16 protein-coding genes are annotated in these 20555 nt (G+C 58.0%); 8 read left to right on the top strand and 8 right to left on the bottom strand.

Annotated features, from left to right (window positions below; genetic code table 11):
- Positions 1-56: 56 nt before the first annotated feature.
- From KGB07_RS07250 to KGB07_RS07230, 5 genes are all read right to left on the bottom strand, one after another.
- Positions 57-1055 carry a 3-hydroxybutyryl-CoA dehydrogenase gene (locus KGB07_RS07250; protein ID WP_046038247.1) on the bottom strand — a complete coding sequence of 333 codons (999 nt, stop codon included), beginning with the start codon at positions 1053-1055 and terminating at the stop codon, positions 57-59.
- Entirely contained in the window at positions 1055-2161 is a 1107-nt protein-coding gene (locus KGB07_RS07245; RefSeq protein ID WP_223465052.1) for an NAD/NADP-dependent octopine/nopaline dehydrogenase family protein, read from the bottom strand. The genes KGB07_RS07250 and KGB07_RS07245 overlap by 1 nt, the downstream gene beginning before the upstream one ends.
- A 96-nt stretch (positions 2162-2257) precedes the next feature.
- Positions 2258-3232, bottom strand: coding sequence for an AraC family transcriptional regulator (locus KGB07_RS07240; protein WP_223465051.1), 975 nt, complete (start codon positions 3230-3232; stop codon positions 2258-2260).
- 85 nt (positions 3233-3317) lie between these two features.
- Positions 3318-4679, bottom strand: coding sequence for a spinster family MFS transporter (locus KGB07_RS07235; RefSeq protein ID WP_046038251.1), 1362 nt, complete (start codon positions 4677-4679; stop codon positions 3318-3320).
- Between the two features lie 160 nt (positions 4680-4839).
- Entirely contained in the window at positions 4840-6090 is a 1251-nt protein-coding gene (locus KGB07_RS07230) for an OprD family outer membrane porin (RefSeq protein WP_223465050.1), read from the bottom strand.
- Positions 6091-6906: 816 nt separating this feature from the next.
- On the opposite strand from KGB07_RS07230, the gene KGB07_RS07225 reads away from it, so the two are divergent.
- Both KGB07_RS07225 and KGB07_RS07220 read left to right on the top strand, forming a co-directional pair.
- Positions 6907-7185 (top strand): DUF2790 domain-containing protein, encoded by a 279-nt coding sequence (locus tag KGB07_RS07225; protein WP_008001371.1) that lies wholly within the window; start codon positions 6907-6909, stop codon positions 7183-7185.
- A gap of 276 nt (positions 7186-7461) precedes the next feature.
- Positions 7462-8115, top strand: a complete 654-nt coding sequence (locus KGB07_RS07220; protein WP_046038255.1) for a hypothetical protein — start codon at positions 7462-7464, stop codon at positions 8113-8115.
- A 281-nt stretch (positions 8116-8396) separates the two neighbouring features.
- On the opposite strand, the gene KGB07_RS07215 is transcribed toward KGB07_RS07220, so the two are convergent.
- Positions 8397-8696 (bottom strand): hypothetical protein, encoded by a 300-nt coding sequence (locus KGB07_RS07215; RefSeq protein ID WP_046038256.1) that lies wholly within the window; start codon positions 8694-8696, stop codon positions 8397-8399.
- A 348-nt stretch (positions 8697-9044) separates the two neighbouring features.
- Positions 9045-9686: a response regulator transcription factor gene (locus KGB07_RS07210; RefSeq protein ID WP_223465049.1), complete on the bottom strand. Its 642-nt coding sequence runs from the start codon at positions 9684-9686 to the stop codon at positions 9045-9047.
- A 297-nt stretch (positions 9687-9983) separates the two neighbouring features.
- On the opposite strand from KGB07_RS07210, the gene KGB07_RS07205 reads away from it, so the two are divergent.
- The 6 genes from KGB07_RS07205 to KGB07_RS07180 all read left to right on the top strand — a co-directional run bounded on the left by KGB07_RS07205 (position 9984) and on the right by KGB07_RS07180 (position 18358).
- Positions 9984-14846 (top strand): HAMP domain-containing protein, encoded by a 4863-nt coding sequence (locus KGB07_RS07205; RefSeq protein WP_223465048.1) that lies wholly within the window; start codon positions 9984-9986, stop codon positions 14844-14846.
- A gap of 117 nt (positions 14847-14963) precedes the next feature.
- Positions 14964-16097 carry a response regulator gene (locus KGB07_RS07200; RefSeq protein WP_046038261.1) on the top strand — a complete coding sequence of 378 codons (1134 nt, stop codon included), beginning with the start codon at positions 14964-14966 and terminating at the stop codon, positions 16095-16097.
- A 258-nt stretch (positions 16098-16355) separates the two neighbouring features.
- Positions 16356-16634: a DUF2790 domain-containing protein gene (locus KGB07_RS07195; protein WP_046038262.1), complete on the top strand. Its 279-nt coding sequence runs from the start codon at positions 16356-16358 to the stop codon at positions 16632-16634.
- A 276-nt stretch (positions 16635-16910) separates the two neighbouring features.
- Entirely contained in the window at positions 16911-17564 is a 654-nt protein-coding gene (locus tag KGB07_RS07190; protein WP_223465045.1) for a hypothetical protein, read from the top strand.
- A gap of 83 nt (positions 17565-17647) precedes the next feature.
- Positions 17648-17854: a co-regulatory protein PtrA N-terminal domain-containing protein gene (locus tag KGB07_RS07185; protein WP_223465044.1), complete on the top strand. Its 207-nt coding sequence runs from the start codon at positions 17648-17650 to the stop codon at positions 17852-17854.
- A gap of 51 nt (positions 17855-17905) precedes the next feature.
- Positions 17906-18358 (top strand): thiol-disulfide oxidoreductase DCC family protein, encoded by a 453-nt coding sequence (locus KGB07_RS07180; protein ID WP_223465118.1) that lies wholly within the window; start codon positions 17906-17908, stop codon positions 18356-18358.
- Between the two features lie 40 nt (positions 18359-18398).
- Here the strand turns inward: KGB07_RS07180 and KGB07_RS07175 are convergent, their stop codons facing one another.
- Complete coding sequence (locus KGB07_RS07175) at positions 18399-20522, bottom strand: TonB-dependent receptor (protein WP_223465043.1); 2124 nt, start codon at positions 20520-20522, stop codon at positions 18399-18401.
- Positions 20523-20555: the final 33 nt, after the last annotated feature.

The raw sequence follows: 20555 nt of genomic DNA, 5'->3' as shown, positions 1-20555 counted from the left end.
AGCGGGAAATCGTCATGCGTGAAGCGTGTCAGGGCCCAGCCTCCGGGCCCTGATGCTCAGACCTGCTTCAAGGCGCCATCGAACGCTGGCGTCAATCCCGACAACTCCAGCTTGCGCACAAAGTCGCCGAGGCGCTGCTGCTTGTAGGCGTCCACGTCCATGTCTCGGTAGTCGTAGAAACCCTGGCCATCGCGCAAGCCATTGCGGCCGTTTTGCATGTTGTCGGCGATCACCTGTGGCGACTCGAAGCGCGGTGACAGCGCTCCACTCAGGTAACGCGAGGCGTAGTACAAAATGTCGCCGCCGCCCCAGTCGATGAACTCAAGCAGGCCCAGCACCGAGAAGCGCAAACCAAACCCGACGCGTACCGCCGTGTCGATATCTTCTGCGCTGGCCACGCCCTCTTCCACCATCCGTGCGGCTTCGTTCATCACCAATGCCTGGATGCGCGGCACGATGTAGCCAGCCACCGGATTGCACACCACGGGCACCTTGCCGATACGCTTGAGCAGTTGCAGCAACCGTTCGACCACCTGCGGGCAGGTCGCTTCGCTGCGGCTGACTTCCACCAGCGGCATCAGGTACGCCGGATTGAGCCAGTGCGCGTTCACAAAGCGCTGCGGCTCACTGACCATTTCGCTCAACTCGGTGACCAGAAACGTCGAGGTGGTCGACGCGATGATGGTCGATGCCGGGACATGCTCGCTGACCCAGGCGAAGGTCTGCTGCTTGACCGCGATGACTTCCGGTACCGCTTCGAACACCAGGTCGCACTGGCGCAAAGCTTCTACGGCCTCTGATCTGGATTGCAGCGTCAACCGGGACAATGCGATGTCCGCCTGTTCCAGTTGGAGCACGCCGAGTCTTACCAGCATCTGCAATTCGCTGCGGATGTTGTTGCGCACACGCTCGAAGTAGCCGTGCCGCTCTTCCTCGGCGCGATCCTTGATATCGATGAGGGTCACCGGCAGGCCCGCATGGATGAACGCCAGGGCAATGCCCTCGCCCATCCGGCCAGCGCCGACCACGCTGACTTGGGGCAGCGCGGCGTTCATCAGTTGTAGCCCTTGGTCAGCAGTTCGGTCATCTGCGCCCGGTTCAGCGTGGCCAGACCGAGGTTTTCCAGGGTGCGGCCCTCGGCGTAGAGATCACGACCCGCGACGACCGAGGCAATGCTCAGCAAGCCCTGCGCCACCGGAGTCGGCACACCGGCCCAGCGGCCGACGGACACCAGGAAGGACAGGCCCAGGCGGGTATCTTCGAGCATGTAGCGATGTTTCTGCAGGTCGATGTCTTCGCGCCAATCACCGCTGTCGGTCAGCTTGCCGTGGGCACCGCGACCGTACATCCACTCATCGCCTTCGGTGGTGTTGTAGTGATCGGCCAGCGGGAAGTGCGGCGCGCCGTAGGTCAGTGCTTCGCGCACGGCCATGCGCTCGGCATCCAGTTGGTTGGTCACGCGACGAATCGACGGTTGGGTGCCTTCGTTGTGAATGTCCCAGGCCTCGAAATGCTCCAGGGGACCTGCGTTCATCATGATCAGCGGCGGGTGGATGATGGGGCCGGCGTTCATGAGCGCACCACTCAGGGCATCTTCAATCGGCTCGACGCTCGGGTAGGCTTCACGCAGCACCGCAAAAGCATGCTCGGACAGATTGCTGGGGAATACGCCGGTCGGCAGGCGGCTGGCGTAGCCGCTGATCACCAGGTCGCTGGCGCCGTGTTTGCGTACCAGGTACGGCAGCGTGCCGGTTTCAGCGAAGGCAACCTTGCTCCGGTTGCCCGCATCGGCCATGGCCTTGGCGAACACGAAGCTGCCGAAAGTGCCCGGCGGCAGGAACACCACCTGACCGTCGTGCAGGTGCGGCGCCACGTGTTTGGCCAGGTCTTCGTGGGAGGTCGACGGCAGCGGGATGATCACCAGTTGCGCATCGCCCAGGGCTTCGGCCAGGTCGTCGGTGAACGACAGCTTGTCGCCCTGCTTTCCGACGGACAATTTGCGAGTGCCCTTGTAGTCCTTGATGGTCAGGCTGCCGATGGCCAGCAGTTCCTTGAGCGCGGCGGAGTCTCTACGCCACAGGCGGGTCTGGTGCCCCTTTTCAGCCATTTCGACAGCAGCGGCGTAACAGCCGTGACCACCACCCAGCACAGTAATATTCATGCAGATACTCCTTTTTGTTAGAGACTCGATCCTATCGAGCCGCACCGCCACAGACTCATCCGATTGCGCAGCCGAATGACGGATTGCGCAGGAGTCTCAGTGCTTCTGCCGCCGCAGTGTGTCCGACGGCAGACAGCCATAGCGATGCCGATAGGCGCTGGAGAAATGCCCGAAACTGTTGATGCCATGACGCAACAGGATATCGGTGACGGTTTCACCGGCCCTGCCCTGTTTGAGCGACTCGTGGATCACCGCCAGGCGCCGGTCGCGGATGTACTCGACCGGCGCCTGCTGGAGGAACTGGTTGAAGCCGTTCTGCAAGGTGCGCACCGAGACGCCACACAGCTCGCTCAAGGTCGTCAGGCTGATCGGTTCGTCGAGGTGGTCCTCGATGTAGTCACGGGCCTTCTTCACGTGGTGCGGCAGCGGCGCGCGCGAATCGATCAACAGATCCGCCGAGTAGTTGTGCGGCAACTGTGTGAGCAGCAGTTGCATCAGGTATTCGGACAGGCCGCTGGCGAGGCGCGAACCGTCCACGCCGCTGCCGTACAACCGGCAAATGTAATCCAGGGTGTGATAGAGGCTGACGACGCCGGCGCCCAGGTGGTCGACGCTGACATCAAAGATCACCGACTGCCGCAGGCTGCGGCCGAGCATGCGCTGCAGTTGGGTCTCCAAGGCATCACGGTCGACGCGCAGGATCAGGTTGCGGCACTCGCCATCGGTGACGATGCGGCTTTGCGCGAACGGCGAGGAAACGCTCAGATAGCCCGACTGCATCGCCGCGCTGCGCCGCCCATGGGCCACCTCGCAATGCCCCTGCAAGGTAATGCGAAACAGGTACTGATCGGCAATGTCGCCGATGGTGATCTCCACCGGCGCGCCATAGCGCAGGTCGAGAAGCGCCGAATCGCCGAAGAATACGCCGTTGAGCCGAGTGTAAATGGGCTCGTCACGCAGCACGTTGAAGCTGTGCGGGCACAGGTATTGGCTGACCTTATCCTTGATCTCGCGGTAATCGGCCGAGCTGAGCAGGCTGTGCCGTTCCAACAGGTGTACATCATTCAACATCAAGGGTTCTCCTGACCTGGAGCACCTCGGCCCCGCTCCCTTTAACAGGAGCGAGGCCGGGGCGCCGATCGTGGACTATGACCAATCAAGCCCGGGTTGGGTGCTCACGGGCATAGCTTTCGCGGAAATGACGGCAACCACGCCATAGTAGAAGTACGGTCAACGCCGATGCGCCACAGATCACCAGCGACATCGACGACCCCACCGCCGCCGGCGAGCCGAAGTAGCGGTCGGTCAGCAGCGCCACCAGCGTAGTGCCCAGGCCCAGACCCAGCAGATTGCTGATCAGCAGGAACACGGCCGAGACCTGTGCGCGCACCTGGTTCGGCGCGAGGATCTGCATCGCCGCCGTGGACGCTGGCATCGGGAACGAGGCGAAGAACATCGCTGGCACCAACAGGGTCACCGACAGCCACAGTTGATCGACTTGCGGGAACAGCACGGCCGGCACCGCCATGCCGAGGGCACCAATGACGCCAGTGCGCATGGCAGCGTCCTGATGACCTTTCTTGGCCAGATAATCGGTGAGCCATCCACCGAACAGTACCCCGGCGGTGTTGGCCACCAACAGCACGGTGCCGAGCATGTAGCCCGCCTCCATCGGTGACAGGCCGAACTTGCGGATGTACAGCGCCGGGCTCCAGCTCATCAAGCAGAACAGGGCCATGGCGTAGAACGAAAAGCCCAGATAGTGACAGGTGAAGGTGGCACGGTGGCGACCAAGAAAACGCAAGCCATCGCTCATCGCGACCTTCTTCGCCCGCCCCTGCGCATCCACCTGCAGGCCTTTGCGCGCCGGATCGCGCACGGTGAGCCAGATCAACAGGCCGACCACGAGACCGGGCAAGCCGACTATGAAGAACGCCAGCTGCCAGGCCTTCATCGCACCGAGAAAGGCGACCTCGATGGTGTTCATGTCCTTGAGCATCGCGATCACATAGCCGCCCACCAGGAAGGCCAGGCCACCACCGACGAACGAGCCGATCGAGTAGATGCCCACTGCGCGGCCGAGTTTTTCCTTGGGGAACATGTCGCTGAACATCGAGTAGGCCGAGGGCGACAGGGCCGCTTCGCCGACACCGACGCCAATGCGAGCGAGGAACATGTGCAGGAAGTTCTTGCTCATGCCGCAGGCGGCAGTCGCCAGGCTCCAGAACACGACGCCGACGGCGATGATCTTCGGCCGGGAGAAGCGGTCCGCCAGATAGGCGATGGGCATGCCCATGAACGCGTAGAACAACGAAAAGGCCAGCCCGTGCAGCAAGCTGAACTGGGTGTCGCTGATCTGCAGGTCGGCTTTGATCGGTTCGATCATCAGCGCCAGGATCTGCCGATCCACAAATGAAAAGATGTAGGCGATCATGCACAGGCCGACCACGTACCACTCGTAAATGTAGGTTTTCTTCTTCTGCCGTTGCAGGACCGCGTTATCGACCTGGATATTCACTAGTGTTTGCTCCTCTTGGAATCCGCTCATGCGCGCAGCGCGCCGGGTGACGGTGCACAGCACACCGACTGGGAAGTTGCGGGGCAGATGTAAAGGACAAAGGGTTCGAACATGGTCAGGCCTCTTATTGTTATGGGGTCGAACTCTGAATGGACCGGGCTTACCAGAACTTCCAGGTGTAGGTCGTGGCGACACGGAATTCGTTGTAGTCGTAGCCGTACTTCTGTTTCACATCGATGTTGCGCAGGTCCAGCCCCAGGCCTTGTAGCGCCCCGCTCTGTACCACGTAGCTGAGCCCCAGAAAACGTTCGCTTTCCTGGTTGTCGCTCAGGTTGTTGCCACGGTTCCAGTTGGTACCCTTGATGTAGCGGGTGTAGAGCTTCAGCCCCGGCATGCCCATCCCGGCAAAGTCATAGCTGTAGCGCGCGCCCCAGGACTTTTCACCCGGGCGGACAAACCCCAGGGACGACCAGTGCACCAGGTAAGGTTGCGGGATAAAACCGTTCATCGTCGGGAACACGCTGTCACCGAGCATGCGCTGGTAACTGAGGCCAAACATGTGGGCGCCTTTGAGCAAGGTGAACAAGCCACCGTAGGAACGGTTGTCGATCTCACCGTTCAAGGCATTGCCATCTTCATTGTTATTGAAGTAGCGCAAGTCGGTTTTAAGTTTGTAGCCATTACCCAAGTCAGCCATATGCATCAGGCCGAAATAGTGTTGCTGATAAATATCGTGCAACACGCCATAAAAATAACTGGCTTGCAGGTTCTTGGTAATGTCGTAAGTTGCGCCGCCGAAGTCCAGGCCGTCACTGTCGAGATTATCGGTGGAGCCAAACTTGTACAGTTTCTCGTGGTTGGAAGACTCCCGTGTCACGGCAGACCAGAACCGGCCACCGGTCATCGTCAACCCATCGACTTCCTTGGACTCGACCACCGCCCCTTGATAGATCGTATCCAGTTGCCGACTGGTGTCATCGTATGCCACCGGCAATTGTGGGCGAAGGTCACCCACCTTCAACTCGGTCTTGCTGTAGCGCATCTTGAAGGTTGCACCAGCGCGACTGTAATCATCGGCCGTCTGCTGGTCGCGGATGCTGAAGGGCAGCGACCCGTCGTTGCCCGACGAATCCAGGCGCACGGCGTATTGCGCATCCACATCAAGACCGATCGCCAGGGCCGTATCGGTGTAACCGGAAGTAAACTGCGCATCGAAACCCTGAGACCAACTATGCACTTGCGAAAACGGCGCATTGGTATTGGTGTAGTTGCGGTGCAAGTAGAAGTTGCGCGTATCCACTTTCAAGTGACTGTCATCAACAACATCGGCATAGGCTGCCAATGGCGAACAGATAATTCCCAACACGCTGGCAATACCGAGCCCACGGCAAGATTGTTTTACCTGAAACATCTAACTTCTCCACATCTGTATGTGCTGGGCACTGTATTTATAGGAGCAGATTTGAACTAAAAACTAAAAATGCCGGCAGCCGAACACCGAGCCTTCTTGCGCAGGAAGGCGGATTGCATCAGGGATATAAAGGACGATGGGTTCGAGCATTGTCAGGCCTATTGTTGTTATGGGGTAAAACGCCAGGCGGGCTCAATGGAACAGTCCGCCACGACGACACGCCTCCTGTCTACCCAAGGTAAGCCAGCAGGCGCCGCGCCGATATCGAGATGAACAGCATCCGTAGGGGGGAAAACTTCAACCCGGCTAAAGGTTTCCCTTAGTCGACTCAAAAGCGCAGGGCACACAGTGGGAGATGGCAAGCCTGTATTGCATAAGCCTTCCTTCAGCGAGGTCTTGTTGTTGGATGGGCCCTAAACTAGCGATTGCACTGCCCGCCAACCTCCCCGATTGCGCAGGCGATTCTCCAATTGCGCAGCCTGATGCAGACAGCCTGAGCGCTGCCGCCACGGTGCAAACTGCGTATCGTCGAAGTACAAGCCAACTACAGCCTGGTGCCCTGCCTGAAAGCATGATTCATCTGCGTGAAAATCAGTCATGACATGTCATGACCTCCTTCAGAAACGGACTTTGACCAACAAATACGGGGGTTAAAGGACGAATGGTCGAGAGGCGTCAAGCGCGGGGAATTGCCGGGAGTTTGCAGCCACTACAGGCTTTTCAATCGGGCGCGTTCGTCGCGGTGAAATGAACTTCACTTTCACCACGTGTCACATTAGGTCCTTGTCAAGCAAACGTCAGTGGAGGTACAGCCTTATGAGCATGGCCACAATCGTCAGTGCAGTGATTTCCAGTCTCGCACCCAGTGTCTTCGACCAGAACAGCCTGCAAGAACCCGGCGCGCATGTCTCAGCCGTCGAATACCACTACGGTATGGAAATCGATGTGAAGCGGGTATTGCAGCGCACCGATACATCCGACAAGACCGGCGTGGTACCGGTGACCCTGGTCTACGAAGACAGCGAAGGCGAGGTTCACAAGATCCGTTTCCTCGAATGGGGTGGAAGCCCCGCCGACCCAACCAGCATTGCCTGATCAACCAGTCGATCGGGTTCCGGGCCTCTCAGCCCCCCAGAAGCGGAAGTTAAACCTCATATGCACTTAGTGCGGATGATGTTTTTTGTTACCTGAAAATGGACATGATCGAATGACTAATAGTTCATTCGCGAAACTCACTATTATCTTGACGGCATAATGTCGCAAGATTAACTGATAACAATTGCTGGATCTAAATGGCAGTCAGCAACGGTAAATCCCAATCAAGCCGTGCCGAAAGCCAAGTTGATTCACTATTGAAGCCAAGAGGTCACCATGGAACTTAGTATGTTCTCTTCGTCCACCGTGGAATATGTGCGTTTGGGCGTTGTATATTTTCATCTTATCGCCTGCTGCGTTGCAATCGGGCTGGTTTTGACCAGTGATATTGCAATGGTCAAGCAACTCCTGAAGGGGGATGCGTCAGGTCACCAAGATGACGCGCACATGGAAAGCCTTCAAAAAACCGTATCGCTTGCACTTGTAGCGCTTTGGATTACGGGCATTGGCATTGTCGGGATCGATTATGCCGGCAAGGGGATGGAGTATTTCCTCAATCCAAAATTGCAAGCCAAGATTGGCATCGTTGTGCTGCTGACCTTTAACGGCTACCTGTTGCATAGCGCTGTATTGCCGGCGCTGAAAAAAGCCGGTTCGTTACTCAAACTCTCCTTCAGCCTGCGCATGCTGGCGCTGTTCTCCGGCGCCCTCTCTGGCGTGTCGTGGTTCTATGCCGCCATGCTGGGTGTTGGTCGTCCGCTGGCCTGGAAGTACTCGCTGGTGGAGTTGCTGGCAGCCTATCCGGTTCTCATCGTCGGCGGCTTTGGGGCGATGGTACTGCTCACTGCCTGGGCAAAAGACAGAGACACCGAAGCGCGTAAGGAGCAAGGCACCTGGTCAGCAGGAAACGCCGCCCTGGCTGGATGGTGAAGCCAGGTTGAACAAGGACGTTCAGCTTTAGCCAGTAAATCCCGCTGTTAGCAGTTCACACAAACCCGGCTGACAGAAGTGTGCAGCCTCTAGCCTCGCTGGTAGCACCCAAGGTGCTGCCAGCGCCGGTTTGACCAAGATCCCGCCTACACCCAATCCAGTGTGTTGAATCCGCCTCGACAGCACGAGCATTATGCTCCGTCGCCTCAGATCCTTTCGCTTATCCCAATCAATAATGCCGCGCGCCTGGAACTCGTCCGCTAACCTCGGATGATAGGCGTCTATCGCTTGCCCTTAATACAGACTACGGAAAGATAAGCACCCCAAAGAACACCACACAGGGCAAGTATCAGCTCCGGATTGAAAATGCTCTGATCGACCGGCGCCACCAGGAGTTCGCTATAAAGGCACATGGCGCCCGCGATCAACGCAATAAAGTAGCCGGTCCGGGTTCTGGTCCGGCGCAACAACAGAACTTTTTTCAGACCCTCGTCTTTCCATTCCTGAAGGGGCATGAGTTGGATCTCCTCCAGCAGCACCACACCCCACAGCAACGCACATAACCAATAACCTATCATCATGACGTCCTCTAGTTAGAACATTGATTCAACATGAATGCAGCGTGTACTCCTTGCTCAACTTGCGAATATCGATTCCGGAGTCTTTTCTGACTCTTGAAAATGGCTGTACAAGACGTTGACGAAGACAACTCCATTGAGCGGATGAAAATTTGCCGAGGGATAAATATGCTTGATTGGAACGGACCCCGCTATCGACGTTAGCAGGACTTCTTTGTGGCGAAATCGGCCAAGCGCTTGTAGTGATTCCACTACAAGCGGGCTGGATCCGGCGAAGCTGGGCATGTGCCGCAGAGTGTGGAGGATGCCGAGAACGGTTGAGTGGCCCGGCTGCGTCGATGGCTGGGTGTTCTAAGTCAACAGGCCGTTTTCGAGTGCATAGCGGGCGAGTTTCGCGTTGCTGTCCATCCCGGTTTTTTCCAGGATACGTGCCCGGTACGTCGTGACGGTACTCGGGCTCAAGTGCAATATCTGAGCGATGCGCACAATCCTCTCGCCTGAAGCGAGGAGCTTCAGTACTTCAAGCTCCCGGTCGGATAGCGCTTCGTGGGGTGCCCCGTCGCCTCTGCCGATAGCGTTGACCAGTTTTTCTGCCAGCTCAGGACTGACGTGCTTGCCGCCTGAGGCCACCTTGCGAACTGCCGTAACCAGGGTGGCTGCGGAAATATCCTTGGTGAGGTATCCCGCTGCGCCGAGCTTGATCGCGCGTAACGCATAGGCCTCGACCGAATGCATGCTCAGCATCAGAACGGCGAGCTTGGGTTTCTCTGCACGCATGAGCTTGAGGAGCTGGAGGCCGGTCTTGTCGGGCAGCTGAATATCTACCAGCGCCACGTCGAAATCCTGCTCCCGGACCAGGAGCATTGCCTCTTGTGCCGTCTCTGCTTCACCCGTAACGTCGATCTCGCCGGCAGTCTCCAGCATGCGTCGCACGCCATTACGCACGATGCTGTGATCATCCACCAGCAAGACTCTGATTTTGTGGTCAACCATCTGTATTTTCCATTCACCAGTGGCCAGCAAGCCATGGAATCTGCTGCAGCGTTTGACGTTAGCAGGCACAGAGCACACTTGCACTTTTGCCTCAGGCGTTAGTGCTCACTTCTCCGGACAGCGGGTGCAATCGGTTGGAACGGCCTGTTCCCGGTCAATTTCCCCAGAATCCGGGGCATTGCGCCAACCTTGCTAATATTTCGTAAGCCAACGCTCGGTTTTCAGCATGGTCAATACTGCAATGCCGGCTCCTGCATGACGCCTTGCGCGTGGCATCCATCTTGACTGGACATAGACATGGCCACAGTGACGACACCGATCGAAGTTTTCGACATGAAGACGTTGCTCACAGCGCTGAAGGCGTTGCGCAATGGTGACTTCACCACGCGGATGCCGGAAGACTGGACCGGCATGCCGGGCAAGATCGCCGACACGCTCAACGAGATCATCGACATGGCGGCCGACACCGCCACCGAATTCGAACGGGTGGCGCGACTGATCGGCAAGCAGGGCAAGGTCGATGAGCGTATCCAATTGCCGATGATGAAAGGCTCATGGCAAAAGATCGTCAACTCGAGCAATGCGCTCACCAGCGACCTCATCAGCCCGATGAACGAGATGATTCGCGTTATCGGCTCGGTTGCCGACGGTAATCTGAGCCAGCAGGTACCACCGGTACTCGACGGCCTGAAACTGCGGGGCCAGTTCCTCAAATCCGCCAGTATCGTGAATACCATGGTGACTCGACTGGGCTCCTTCGCTTCCGAGGTCACCCGTGTGGCGCGTGAAGTCGGCACTGAAGGGATTCTCGGTGGGCAGGCCAATGTCAAAGGGGTGTCCGGCACCTGGAAAGACCTGACCGACTCCGTCAACGACATGGCCGCCAATCTGACCACCCAGATGCGCAACATCGCTTACGTGACGACCGCGGTGGCCAAAGGCGATCTGGGCAAGACGATTACCGTCGAAGTCCGGGGTGAGATTCTCGAGTTGAAAAACACCATCAACACGATGGTCGGCCAGCTCTCGAGCTTCGCTGCGGAGGTGACCCGCGTGGCGCTGGAAGTCGGTACCGAAGGCAAGTTGGGCGGTCAGGCGGAAGTGCGCGGCGTATCAGGCACCTGGCGCGACCTGACCGAATCGGTCAACGGCATGGCGGCCAACCTGACCACCCAGGTGCGCAACCTCGCACAGGTGACGACGGCGGTGGCGCGCGGCGACCTCGGCAAGAAAATTACCGTTGAAGCCAAGGGCGAAATTCTGGAACTGAAAAACACTATCAACACGATGGTGGACCAGCTCTCCAGCTTCGCCTCGGAGGTGACACGCGTCGCGCTGGAAGTCGGTACCGAAGGCAAACTGGGCGGACAGGCCGAAGTGACCGGCGTGTCCGGTACCTGGAAGGACTTGACCAATTCGGTCAACGGCATGGCGGCCAACCTGACCACCCAGGTGCGCAACATTGCCGACGTGACGACGGCAGTGGCCAACGGCGACCTGTCACGCAAGATCACAGCCGAAGCGAAAGGTGAAATTCTCCAGCTCAAGGAAACCATCAACACAATGGTGGACCAGCTCTCGACCTTTGCCGACGAAGTGACGCGCATGGCTCGCGAAGTGGGGACTGACGGCAAGCTCGGTGGCCAGGCCAGGGTGACGGGCGTCGGTGGAACCTGGAAAGACTTGACCGACTCGGTCAACAGCATGGCGGCCAACCTGACCAATCAGGTGCGCAACATCGCCGACGTGACGACGGCGGTGGCCAAAGGCGACCTGGGGCGCAAGATTACCGTGGAAGCCAAGGGCGAAATCATGGAGCTGAAAAACACCATCAACACCATGTTGGACCAGCTCAATAGCTTTGCCGCCGAAGTGACGCGGGTGGCGCGCGAAGTCGGCACCGAAGGCAAGCTCGGGGGACAGGCACAGGTACAAGGCGTGTCCGGCACCTGGAGGGATTTGACCGAAAACGTGAACTTCATGGCGGCCAACCTGACCAGCCAGGTGCGAGGCATCGCCAAAGTGGTGACCGCAGTAGCCAACGGCGACATGAAGAAGAAACTGACACTGGAAGCCAAGGGCGAGATCGCCGAACTGGCCGACACCATCAACGGTATGACCGATACGCTGGCGCTGTTCTCCGATCAGGTGACCTCGGTGGCGCGTGAAGTGGGCGTCGAGGGCAAGCTGGGGGGCCAGGCCAACGTGCCGGGTGCGGCCGGCACCTGGCGCGATCTGACCGACAACGTGAACGGTCTGGCGGCCAACCTGACCAATCAGGTGCGCGCAATTGCCGACGTGGCGACTGCCGTGACCAAGGGCGATCTGACCCGTTACGTGGAGGTGGAAGCAAAGGGTGAAGTGGCGGAGTTGAAGGACAACGTCAACGAGATGATCCGCAACCTGCGGGAAACCACGCGGCAAAACGCGGAGCAGGACTGGCTCAAGAGCAATCTCGCGAAATTCAACCGTCTGCTGCAGGGCCAGCGCGATCTGGCGGCAGTCTCCAAGATGGTGCTGTCTGAACTGGCTCCGCTGATCAACGCCCAGCACGGTGTGTTCTACATGATGAACGAGAACCCGCCCGATCCTGCGAAACTCAAACTGCTGTCCGCTTATGCGTACAAGGGCAACATCAATGTGAACGATGAGTGGCGGCTCGGCGAGGGCCTGGTCGGGCAATGCGCCTACGAGAAGCGGCGCATCCTGCTGACCGATGTACCCGCCAATTACGTCGCGATTTCATCGGGACTGGGTGCGGCCGCCCCGCTGAATATCATCGTGTTGCCGATCCTGTTCGAGAACAAGGTCAAGGCCGTCGTCGAAATGGCGTCGTTCACGCGCTACAGCATCATTCATCAAACCTTCCTTGATCAGCTTGCTGAATCGATTGGTATCGTGCTCAACACAATCGAAGCCAATATGCGTACCGAAGAACTGCTCAAGCAGTCGCAATCCCTGGCGCAGGAGTTGCAAAAGCAACAAGAAGAATTGAGACAGACCAACGAGGAACTGGGGGACAAGGCTGGACTGCTGGCGGAGCAGAAAGCCGAAGTCGAGCGCAAGAACCGCGAAGTCGAAATCACCAAGCTGTCGCTGGAGGAGAAGGCGGAGCAGCTGATGCTGACCTCGAAGTACAAGTCCGAATTCCTCTCCAGCATGTCCCATGAGCTCAGAACGCCATTGAACAGCTTGCTGATCCTGGCCCGGCAGCTCAGCGACAACGCGGAACACAATCTCACGCCCAGGCAGGTCGAATATGCCAAGACCATCCGTAGCGCGGGCAAAGACCTGCTGGAGCTGATCGACGAGATTCTCTATCTGTCCAAGATCGAGTCGGGCACGGTCACACTGGATCTGAATGAAGCACTGTTCGCCGATCTGCACGACCAGATCGAACGCACCTTCCGGCCGGTCGCCGAAAGCCGGGGCCTCACCTTCACGATTGAACTGGCGCCTGCCCTGCCCCCCGTCATCCGGACCGACGAAAAGCGCCTGCTGCAGGTGGTCAAGAACCTGCTGTCCAACGCCTTCAAGTTCACTGAGCAAGGCAGCGTCAAGATCAGCATCGAACCCGCTGTGTCCGGGTGGAGCGTGGATAACAGCGAACTCAATCGTGCCGATGCGGTGGTCGCCTTCGTGGTCACCGACACCGGCATTGGCGTATCTGCCGGCAAGCAGAAGCTCATCTTCGAAGCGTTCCAGCAAGGAGACACCGGAACCTCACGAAAATACGGCGGCACCGGCCTAGGCCTGTCGATCAGCCGCGAGCTCGCACACCGGTTGGGCGGTGAGCTGCGGCTGATCCCCGGTGAGATCGGCAAGGGCAGTACTTTCGCGCTGTACGTGCCCTTGCGTACACAGGATACCCAGCGTCAGACGCTAGACGAATCAACGACAGAGGCAGTGCCAGGGCAAGTCAGGCGCGATCTCATGTCGAGCCCGTCTGTTCAGATACCGGACGACCGCGAGTCTGTCCAACCCGGGGACCAAGTGCTGCTGATGCTCGAGGGCGACGCCCGATTCGCCAGCATTCTGCTCGAGGCCGCGCACCAGAAGGGGTTCAGGGCTATCGTCACGACCCGTGGCGCGGATGCACTGGAGCTGGTCGAGCGCTTCAAACCCGCCGCGATCACCCTGGACCCGGGCCTGACGGACATCGATGGCTGGTCACTGCTCGAACAGTTGAAGCGCAATTTCGCCACGCGTCACATCCCGGTCCAGATCATCTCGACCGCTGACGACCACACACGCGGGCTGCGCTATGGTGCTTTCGACTATCTGCTCAAGCCGGTCACAGCCGAGGAGATTCAAAATGCGCTGGTCGGCATCGTGGCATTCGCTCGGCGCAAGACCAGAAGCCTGCTGCTCGTCGACGGCAACGATGGGAGCCGCGCCCGCATCCTCGATCTGCTCGGCAACACCGACGTGAAGATCGAAACGACCGCCAGCGACGTGGAAGCCTTGAAGAAACTGGCAAAGAAACGCTACGACTGCATGGCAATCAATCTCAACCTGCCCGACGCATCCGGCATCAGCTTTCTCGAGGCACTGCAGGAAGACCATGCTCTGCGTGAATTGCCGATCGTCGCCTATGGTGCAGAGACACTGAGCAAGCCGGAACACGAGCGTTTCAGGACACTGCTCGGCAAGGGCGTCATCAAGGCCGTTGAGTCCCCCGAGCGCATACTCGACGAAACCGCGCTGTTTCTACACCGTGTCGTAGCCAGGCTGCCGCAGACCCAGCGCAGAATGCTGGAAAAACTCTATGAGGGTTCGGATAGTCTGGAGGGTAAAAAGGCCCTGGTGGTCGACGATGACGTGCGCAATATCTTTGCCCTGACCAGCGTGCTTGAGTGCAACAAAATGCTGGTGGCCACAGCCGAAAACGGCCGAACCGCCATAGAACTGCTGCAGCAGCAGCCCGATACCGACATCGTGCTGATGGACATCATGATGCCCGAGATGGATGGCTTTGAAACCATGCGCCAGATCCGTACATTCAAGAGATTTGAAACCCTGCCCATGATTGCGCTGACGGCCAAGGCGATGATGGGTGACCGTGAAAAGTGCATCGAGGCAGGAGCCTCGGATTATGTCAGCAAGCCGGTGGATACCGACCAACTGCTGTCACTGATGCGCAAATGGCTCTATCGATGACGCTGTATCGCGCTCATTGCGCGACAGCAAAGGTGGCAAGGTGCGCAAGGCCGGCTCGATGTTACCGGTGTTGCCGTAACGCCAAGAGGCGCTAGCGCAAACAGAAGTGGCATAAACATGCAGCAGGAACCTCCGGTATTCAATGAGAGCGCCCAGGTGCGGCACCCGCTCCCGCCTGATGGCGTGCCGGCATCCGTGCTGCTGGTGGATGACAATCCCGCCAAGCTTACGGCGCTCGCTGCGGTGATTGCCGACATGGGCCTCGATATTGCCACGGCGACGTCCGGGCGCGAGGCGCTGCGCCTGCTATTGCAGCGCGACTTCGCCGTCATTCTGCTCGACGTAAAAATGCCGGTGATGGACGGTTTTGAAACCGCTGCACTCATTCACGGCCGCCCGAAGTCGGCCCACACGCCCATTATCTTCGTCACAGCGGAGGCCGACACGGATTCCGAGCGTTTCCGCGGTTATACGTCCGGCGCAGTGGATTACATCTTCTCGCCGATTGTGGCCGAGGTTCTTCACGCCAAGATCCGGGTCTTTGTCGACCTGTTCTACTTGCAGCGCAAACTGACGATGCAGGCCGAAGAATTGCTGCAATCGAAGCTGCAGTTGCGTGAACTGGCCTCCTATCAAGAGCACATAAAGGAAGAAGAGCGAAAGCGGATCGCTCGCGACATCCATGACGAGCTGGGACAGAGTCTGCTGGCGTTGCGAATCGATGTCTCCATGTTGCAGACGCGCACCAGTACCCTGCACCCCAAGCTCAACGAAAAGGTCAGCGATGCTCTGAATCAACTCGATACAGCCATCCGCAGTGTCCGCAGTATCATCAATGATCTCCGGCCACCCGTACTCGATCTGGGATTGCAGGCAGCGATCGAGTGGCAACTTGAAGAGTTCCGGCAGCGCAACGCGATCGATTGCACGATGTCGGCGAAAGACGAAAATTTCCGTTGCGATCTGAATGAAAAATCCGCCACGACTCTATTCCGCATCGTGCAGGAATCGCTGTCGAATATTGCCCGGCACGCGCAAGCGACACAGGTGCATATCGAACTTTCCAGGGAGAGTCGCCGGCTTTACCTGCAGATCAAAGACAACGGCGTAGGCATGACGGATCGCAAAAAATTGAACTCGTTCGGGCTGGTGGGAATGAAGGAACGCATCAGCATGCTGGGAGGGGAATTCACGATCGACAGCGCACCGGACAAAGGAACGAAATTAATGATATCGCTGCCACTCGACTGACCCGGATGGCACTGCTTCACCTTGCGTGAAAATCCGTCATGACATGTCATGACCTCCCTAAAAAAACGGACTTTTGCCAACAAATACGGGGTTTAAAGGACGAATGGTCAAAAGGCGTCAAGCGCGGGGAATTGCCGGGAGTTTGCAGCCACTACAGGCTTTTCAAACGGGCACGTTCGTCGCGGTAAAGTGAACTTCACTTCCAAGACATGTCACATTAGGTCCCCGTCAAGCGAACTTCAGCAGAGGTACAGCCTAATGAACATGGCCACAGTAGTAAGTGCCGTGATTTCCAGTCTCGCACCAAGCGTCTTCGACCAGAACGGCCTGCAAGAGCCCGGTGCGCATGTCTCGGCCGTCGATTACCACTACGGAATGGAAATCGATGTGAAACAAGTACTGCAGCGCACCGATACATCCGACAAGACCGGCGTAGTACCGGTGACTGTGGTCTACCTGGACAGCGAGGGCGAGGTTCACAAGATCCGTTTCCTCGAATGGGGCGGAAGCTCGGCCAATCCCGCCAGTATTGTCTGATCCACTCGCCGATAGAGTTCCGGGCCTTGTCTGCCCACCCCAGAAGCGGAAGTTAAACCTCATATGCACCCAGTGCCGATGATGTTTTTTGTTACCTGAAAATGGACATTATCGAATGACTAAAAGCTCATTCGAGAAACTCACCGTTATCTTGGCGGCGTACTGTCGCTAGATTAATTGATAATAATTGCTGAATCTTGATTGCAACCAGCAACGGCAAACTCCAATTAAGCCGTGCCGAGAGCACTATTGATTCACTGAATCCAAGAGGTAACCATGGAACTTAGTATGTTCTCTTCGTCCACCGTGGAATATGTTCGTTTGGGCGTTGTATATTTTCATCTTATCGCCTGCTGTGTGGCAATCGGGCTGGTCTTGACCAGTGACGTTGCAATGGTCAAGCAACTCCTGAAGGGGGATGCGTCAAGTCACCAAGATGACGCGCACATGGAAAGCCTTCAAAAAACCGTATCGCTTGCACTGGTAGCGCTTTGGATTACGGGCATTGGCATTGTCGGGATCGATTATGCCGGCAAGGGGATGGAGTATTTCCTCAATCCAAAATTGCAAGCCAAAATCGGCATCGTTGTGCTGTTGACCTTTAACGGCTTCCTGTTGCATAGCGCTGTATTGCCGGCGCTGAAAAAAGCCGGTTCGTTACTCAAGCTTTCCTTCAACCTGCGCATGCTGGCGCTGTTCTCCGGCGCCCTCTCTGGCGTGTCGTGGTTCTATGCCGCCATGCTGGGGGTTGGTCGTCCGCTGGCCTGGAAGTACTCGCTGGTGGAGTTGCTGGCAGCCTATCCGGTACTCATCGTCGGTGGATTCGCGGCGATGGTACTGCTCACTGCCTTTGCAAAGAACAGAGACGCCGAAGCGCGTAAGGAGCAAGGCACCTGGTCAACAGGAAACGCCGCCCTGGCTGGATGGTGAGTCCAGGATGAACAAGGACGTTCAGCTTTAGCCAATCAAACCCGCTGTTAGCTGTTTACAAAATGTCACTTGAGGATACCCAAATGAAATCCATGAAAGCCCTCTTCGTAATCGCCACTCTGACCGCCTCTTCCCTGGCGATGGCCACAGGTGGCGGTGACCGGACCCTCGCACGCATGGAGGCGGCCCGCAAAGTCTCGATGGAAACCTACCAGGTAGCCCAGAAGCAGAAGGCTGAAGCCACTGTCGCTCAAAGCAAAGCCAAGGCGACCGATCGCGCCAAAAGCTGATCTGTTTAGCGCGCCCCTCGGCTAACTGAAATGTTCGGCCTCAAGCCTCGAATGCCAGCCTCGCAAATCCGCCCCTCACCCGCGCCCCTGCTCAAACCAGGAGAGACGGTGGTCTTGTTCGACGGTGTCTGCAAGCTGTGCAATGGCTGGGTGAGGTTCCTGATTCGCCATGACCGCCAGCGGCGCCTGCGGCTGGCGGCGGTTCAGTCACCCGAGGGGCAGGCTCTACTCGCGTGGGCAGGTTTGCCCATGGATCAATTCCACACCATGGCGGTGATCCGCGACCGACACTACTGGGAGCGTTCGCAAGCTTTTTTCGAAGTCATCGCCCAGTTTCCCGCACGCTGGCGCCCGGTGAATCTGCTGCGCATCTTCCCTCGCAAACTTCGAGATTGGGCATACGACCGCATTGCGCTTAATCGTTATCGGCTCTTCGGGAAGTACGACACCTGCCTGTTGCCGGATCCTGATCATGAACAGCGCTTTTTGAAAGCGCTCCTATGAACGCCCGACTATGCCGGGCGCCTGTTCTTCAGGTCTGTACTCAGAAGCGATAGTTGGTGCTCAGCTCCAGCGTCCGTGGGGCACCGGGCGTGATCAGATCCACCGAACCATGCGCCGAAGCGTAATAGTCCTTGTCGAAAACGTTGCGCAGACGCAGGGCCATGTCCCATTTCGGCTCGTTGTACAGCAGCGCGGCGTCCACGGTTGTATAAGCCGGCATGACCACATTGTTATCCAGCGCGGTATAGCGATCATCGACATAGTTGGCCCCCATGCCCACTCGCCAGGTTTGCGTCAGCGAACGCACCAACCACAGGTTGGCGCTGTGGCGCGGCGTCAAGGTGGGTACCTGGCCTTCGTTGGCGACACCGTTGGTAAAGCTGTTGGACTTGGTGATCTCGGCATCCAGAAAGGCGTATCCGGCATAGACCTGCCATTTGTCACTCAACTGCCCGCTGGCGGTCAGCTCAAGGCCATCGGTGCGCTGCTCACCGGCAAGCACCAGTTTGGTCGGGTTCGCCGGATCGCTGGTTTTCATATTGGTGCGTTCCAGGCGGAACAGCGCCGCCGTCAACGCCAGGCGATTGTCGAGCAGGTCCCACTTGCCGCCGATCTCGAAGTTGGTGGTCTCCTCTGGTTCAAGATCCTGGTTGGTCGTACTCAGGGCGAACATCTCGGCGGAAGGTTGGTAGGAACGGCTCACCGAGACGTAATAGGACTGCACTTGATCAGGCTGGTAGACCAGACCGACTCGCGGGCTCCAGGTTGTATCGGTGCGCGACAGCTCGCTATGCGTCAGGTCATCGGCGTACTCCTGGTCGAACACGTCGTAACGCACTCCCACTAGTGCCTTCCACTGTGGCGCCAGTTCGATCAGGTCCTGTATGTAGAAGCCGGCGGTGTCCTGGGTGTTGGTACCCTTGGCGGTTTGCCGGTTGGCCTGGAACGGCACGTCGACCAGGGCATCGCGGTACACCGGCACCCTGGCCACATTGGATTGGCTGAAACTTGACTGGTCCTTCACCTGGCGCCCCAGCTCCACACCATAGAGCAGGTTATGGTTCATCCCGGCAAGCACGACGCGCTGGTTGAGTTCGGTCTGGTTGAACCAGCCGTCTTCCTTGCGCTGCACGTTGCCGCGGTTGAGTTTTACCAGCAGTTCACCATTGGGGGCGGTGACGAAACGTGTCGGGCTGGTGTCAGCGAGTGTGTTGTTGCGATCCAGGTCGTAGTGGTAGTAGCGACTGGTATTGCTCAGGCTGAAATCGTCGTTGATCCGGTAGTCGACACCTGCCGTGAACGAGAACACTTCGCTGCGGGTGTAGTCATCATCCGGGTCGGCGGCGCCAAAGCGTTTGTCACGGTCCACATCGACCGGTCGGTCGCCTCGTGCCGGGATGCCGAAGTCGATCAGGCGCTTGTCATACAGATAATTAGCGCCCAGGTTCAGTTCCAGATCATCCGAGAGCTTGAAGTAGGCCGAAGGCGCGATGGCCTTGCGGTCGATGTAGCCGTCGTCCCGGAAGGTGTCGCTGTTCTCCAGCGCACCTGTCACACGAAAGGCTTTATCGCCGTGCTGCTGATCGGCCCAACCGGCATCGAACTGAGTGCGTTTTTTGCCCTCGCTGTCGACACTGACGCCGACCTCCTGCCTGGGTGCAAAGTTGGGGGTCTTGCTGATGCTGTTGATCAGCCCCCCCGAAGAGCCTCGGCCATAGAGCACTGCGGCCGGCCCCTTGATCACTTCCACCCGCTCGACGTTGGACAGATCCCGGAAGTACAGCGCATCGTCGCGAATGCCGTCGATGTACATGTCGCCAATGGCACTGAAACCACGGATGGTCACCTGGTCGCGCTGGCCGTCCCCATTGGACAGGCCGATACCGGGGACATTCTTCAGCACGTCTTCCATCGACTGAGCCCCCTGATCCTTGATGACGCTCTGGGGAACCACGTTGACGGTTTGCGGGATATCCCGTAGCGGAGCATCGATCTTCAGCGCGCTCCTGCTCTCGGTCGACATGTAGCTCTGCTCGTTGTACTCACTGTTCACAGCGGTTGCCGGTAGAGTCAGAGCAGACCCCGTTTCTGCCTGTAAATCAGGTACAACCAGAACGCCCAGCAACGACAGAGAGGCTGGGTAAATGCGCGATCGAGCCACCATGGACACCCTTGTGTGAATTATGGCGCGAATAAT

This window comes from Pseudomonas sp. GL-RE-26, from assembly GCF_019956275.1.
GTDB classification, from domain to species: Bacteria; Pseudomonadota; Gammaproteobacteria; order Pseudomonadales; family Pseudomonadaceae; genus Aquipseudomonas; species Aquipseudomonas grandcourensis.
This window is presented reverse-complemented; position numbering and strand designations above follow the sequence as displayed.

What these genes read in the sequence shown, in the direction of transcription:
- KGB07_RS07250 (WP_046038247.1), bottom strand. Translation starts at nt 1,055, where the DNA reads ATGAACGCCGCGCTGCCCCAAGTCAGCGTGGTCGGCGCTGGCCGGATG.
- KGB07_RS07230 (WP_223465050.1), bottom strand. Translation starts at nt 6,090, where the DNA reads ATGTTTCAGGTAAAACAATCTTGCCGTGGGCTCGGTATTGCCAGCGTG.
- KGB07_RS07180 (WP_223465118.1), top strand. Translation starts at nt 17,906, where the DNA reads ATGCCAGCCTCGCAAATCCGCCCCTCACCCGCGCCCCTGCTCAAACCA.
- KGB07_RS07225 (WP_008001371.1), top strand. Translation starts at nt 6,907, where the DNA reads ATGAGCATGGCCACAATCGTCAGTGCAGTGATTTCCAGTCTCGCACCC.
- KGB07_RS07240 (WP_223465051.1), bottom strand. Translation starts at nt 3,232, where the DNA reads ATGTTGAATGATGTACACCTGTTGGAACGGCACAGCCTGCTCAGCTCG.
- KGB07_RS07220 (WP_046038255.1), top strand. Translation starts at nt 7,462, where the DNA reads ATGGAACTTAGTATGTTCTCTTCGTCCACCGTGGAATATGTGCGTTTG.
- KGB07_RS07175 (WP_223465043.1), bottom strand. Translation starts at nt 20,522, where the DNA reads ATGGTGGCTCGATCGCGCATTTACCCAGCCTCTCTGTCGTTGCTGGGC.
- KGB07_RS07200 (WP_046038261.1), top strand. Translation starts at nt 14,964, where the DNA reads ATGCAGCAGGAACCTCCGGTATTCAATGAGAGCGCCCAGGTGCGGCAC.
- KGB07_RS07205 (WP_223465048.1), top strand. Translation starts at nt 9,984, where the DNA reads ATGGCCACAGTGACGACACCGATCGAAGTTTTCGACATGAAGACGTTG.
- KGB07_RS07185 (WP_223465044.1), top strand. Translation starts at nt 17,648, where the DNA reads ATGAAATCCATGAAAGCCCTCTTCGTAATCGCCACTCTGACCGCCTCT.
- KGB07_RS07190 (WP_223465045.1), top strand. Translation starts at nt 16,911, where the DNA reads ATGGAACTTAGTATGTTCTCTTCGTCCACCGTGGAATATGTTCGTTTG.
- KGB07_RS07245 (WP_223465052.1), bottom strand. Translation starts at nt 2,161, where the DNA reads ATGAATATTACTGTGCTGGGTGGTGGTCACGGCTGTTACGCCGCTGCT.
- KGB07_RS07215 (WP_046038256.1), bottom strand. Translation starts at nt 8,696, where the DNA reads ATGATGATAGGTTATTGGTTATGTGCGTTGCTGTGGGGTGTGGTGCTG.
- KGB07_RS07195 (WP_046038262.1), top strand. Translation starts at nt 16,356, where the DNA reads ATGAACATGGCCACAGTAGTAAGTGCCGTGATTTCCAGTCTCGCACCA.
- KGB07_RS07210 (WP_223465049.1), bottom strand. Translation starts at nt 9,686, where the DNA reads ATGGTTGACCACAAAATCAGAGTCTTGCTGGTGGATGATCACAGCATC.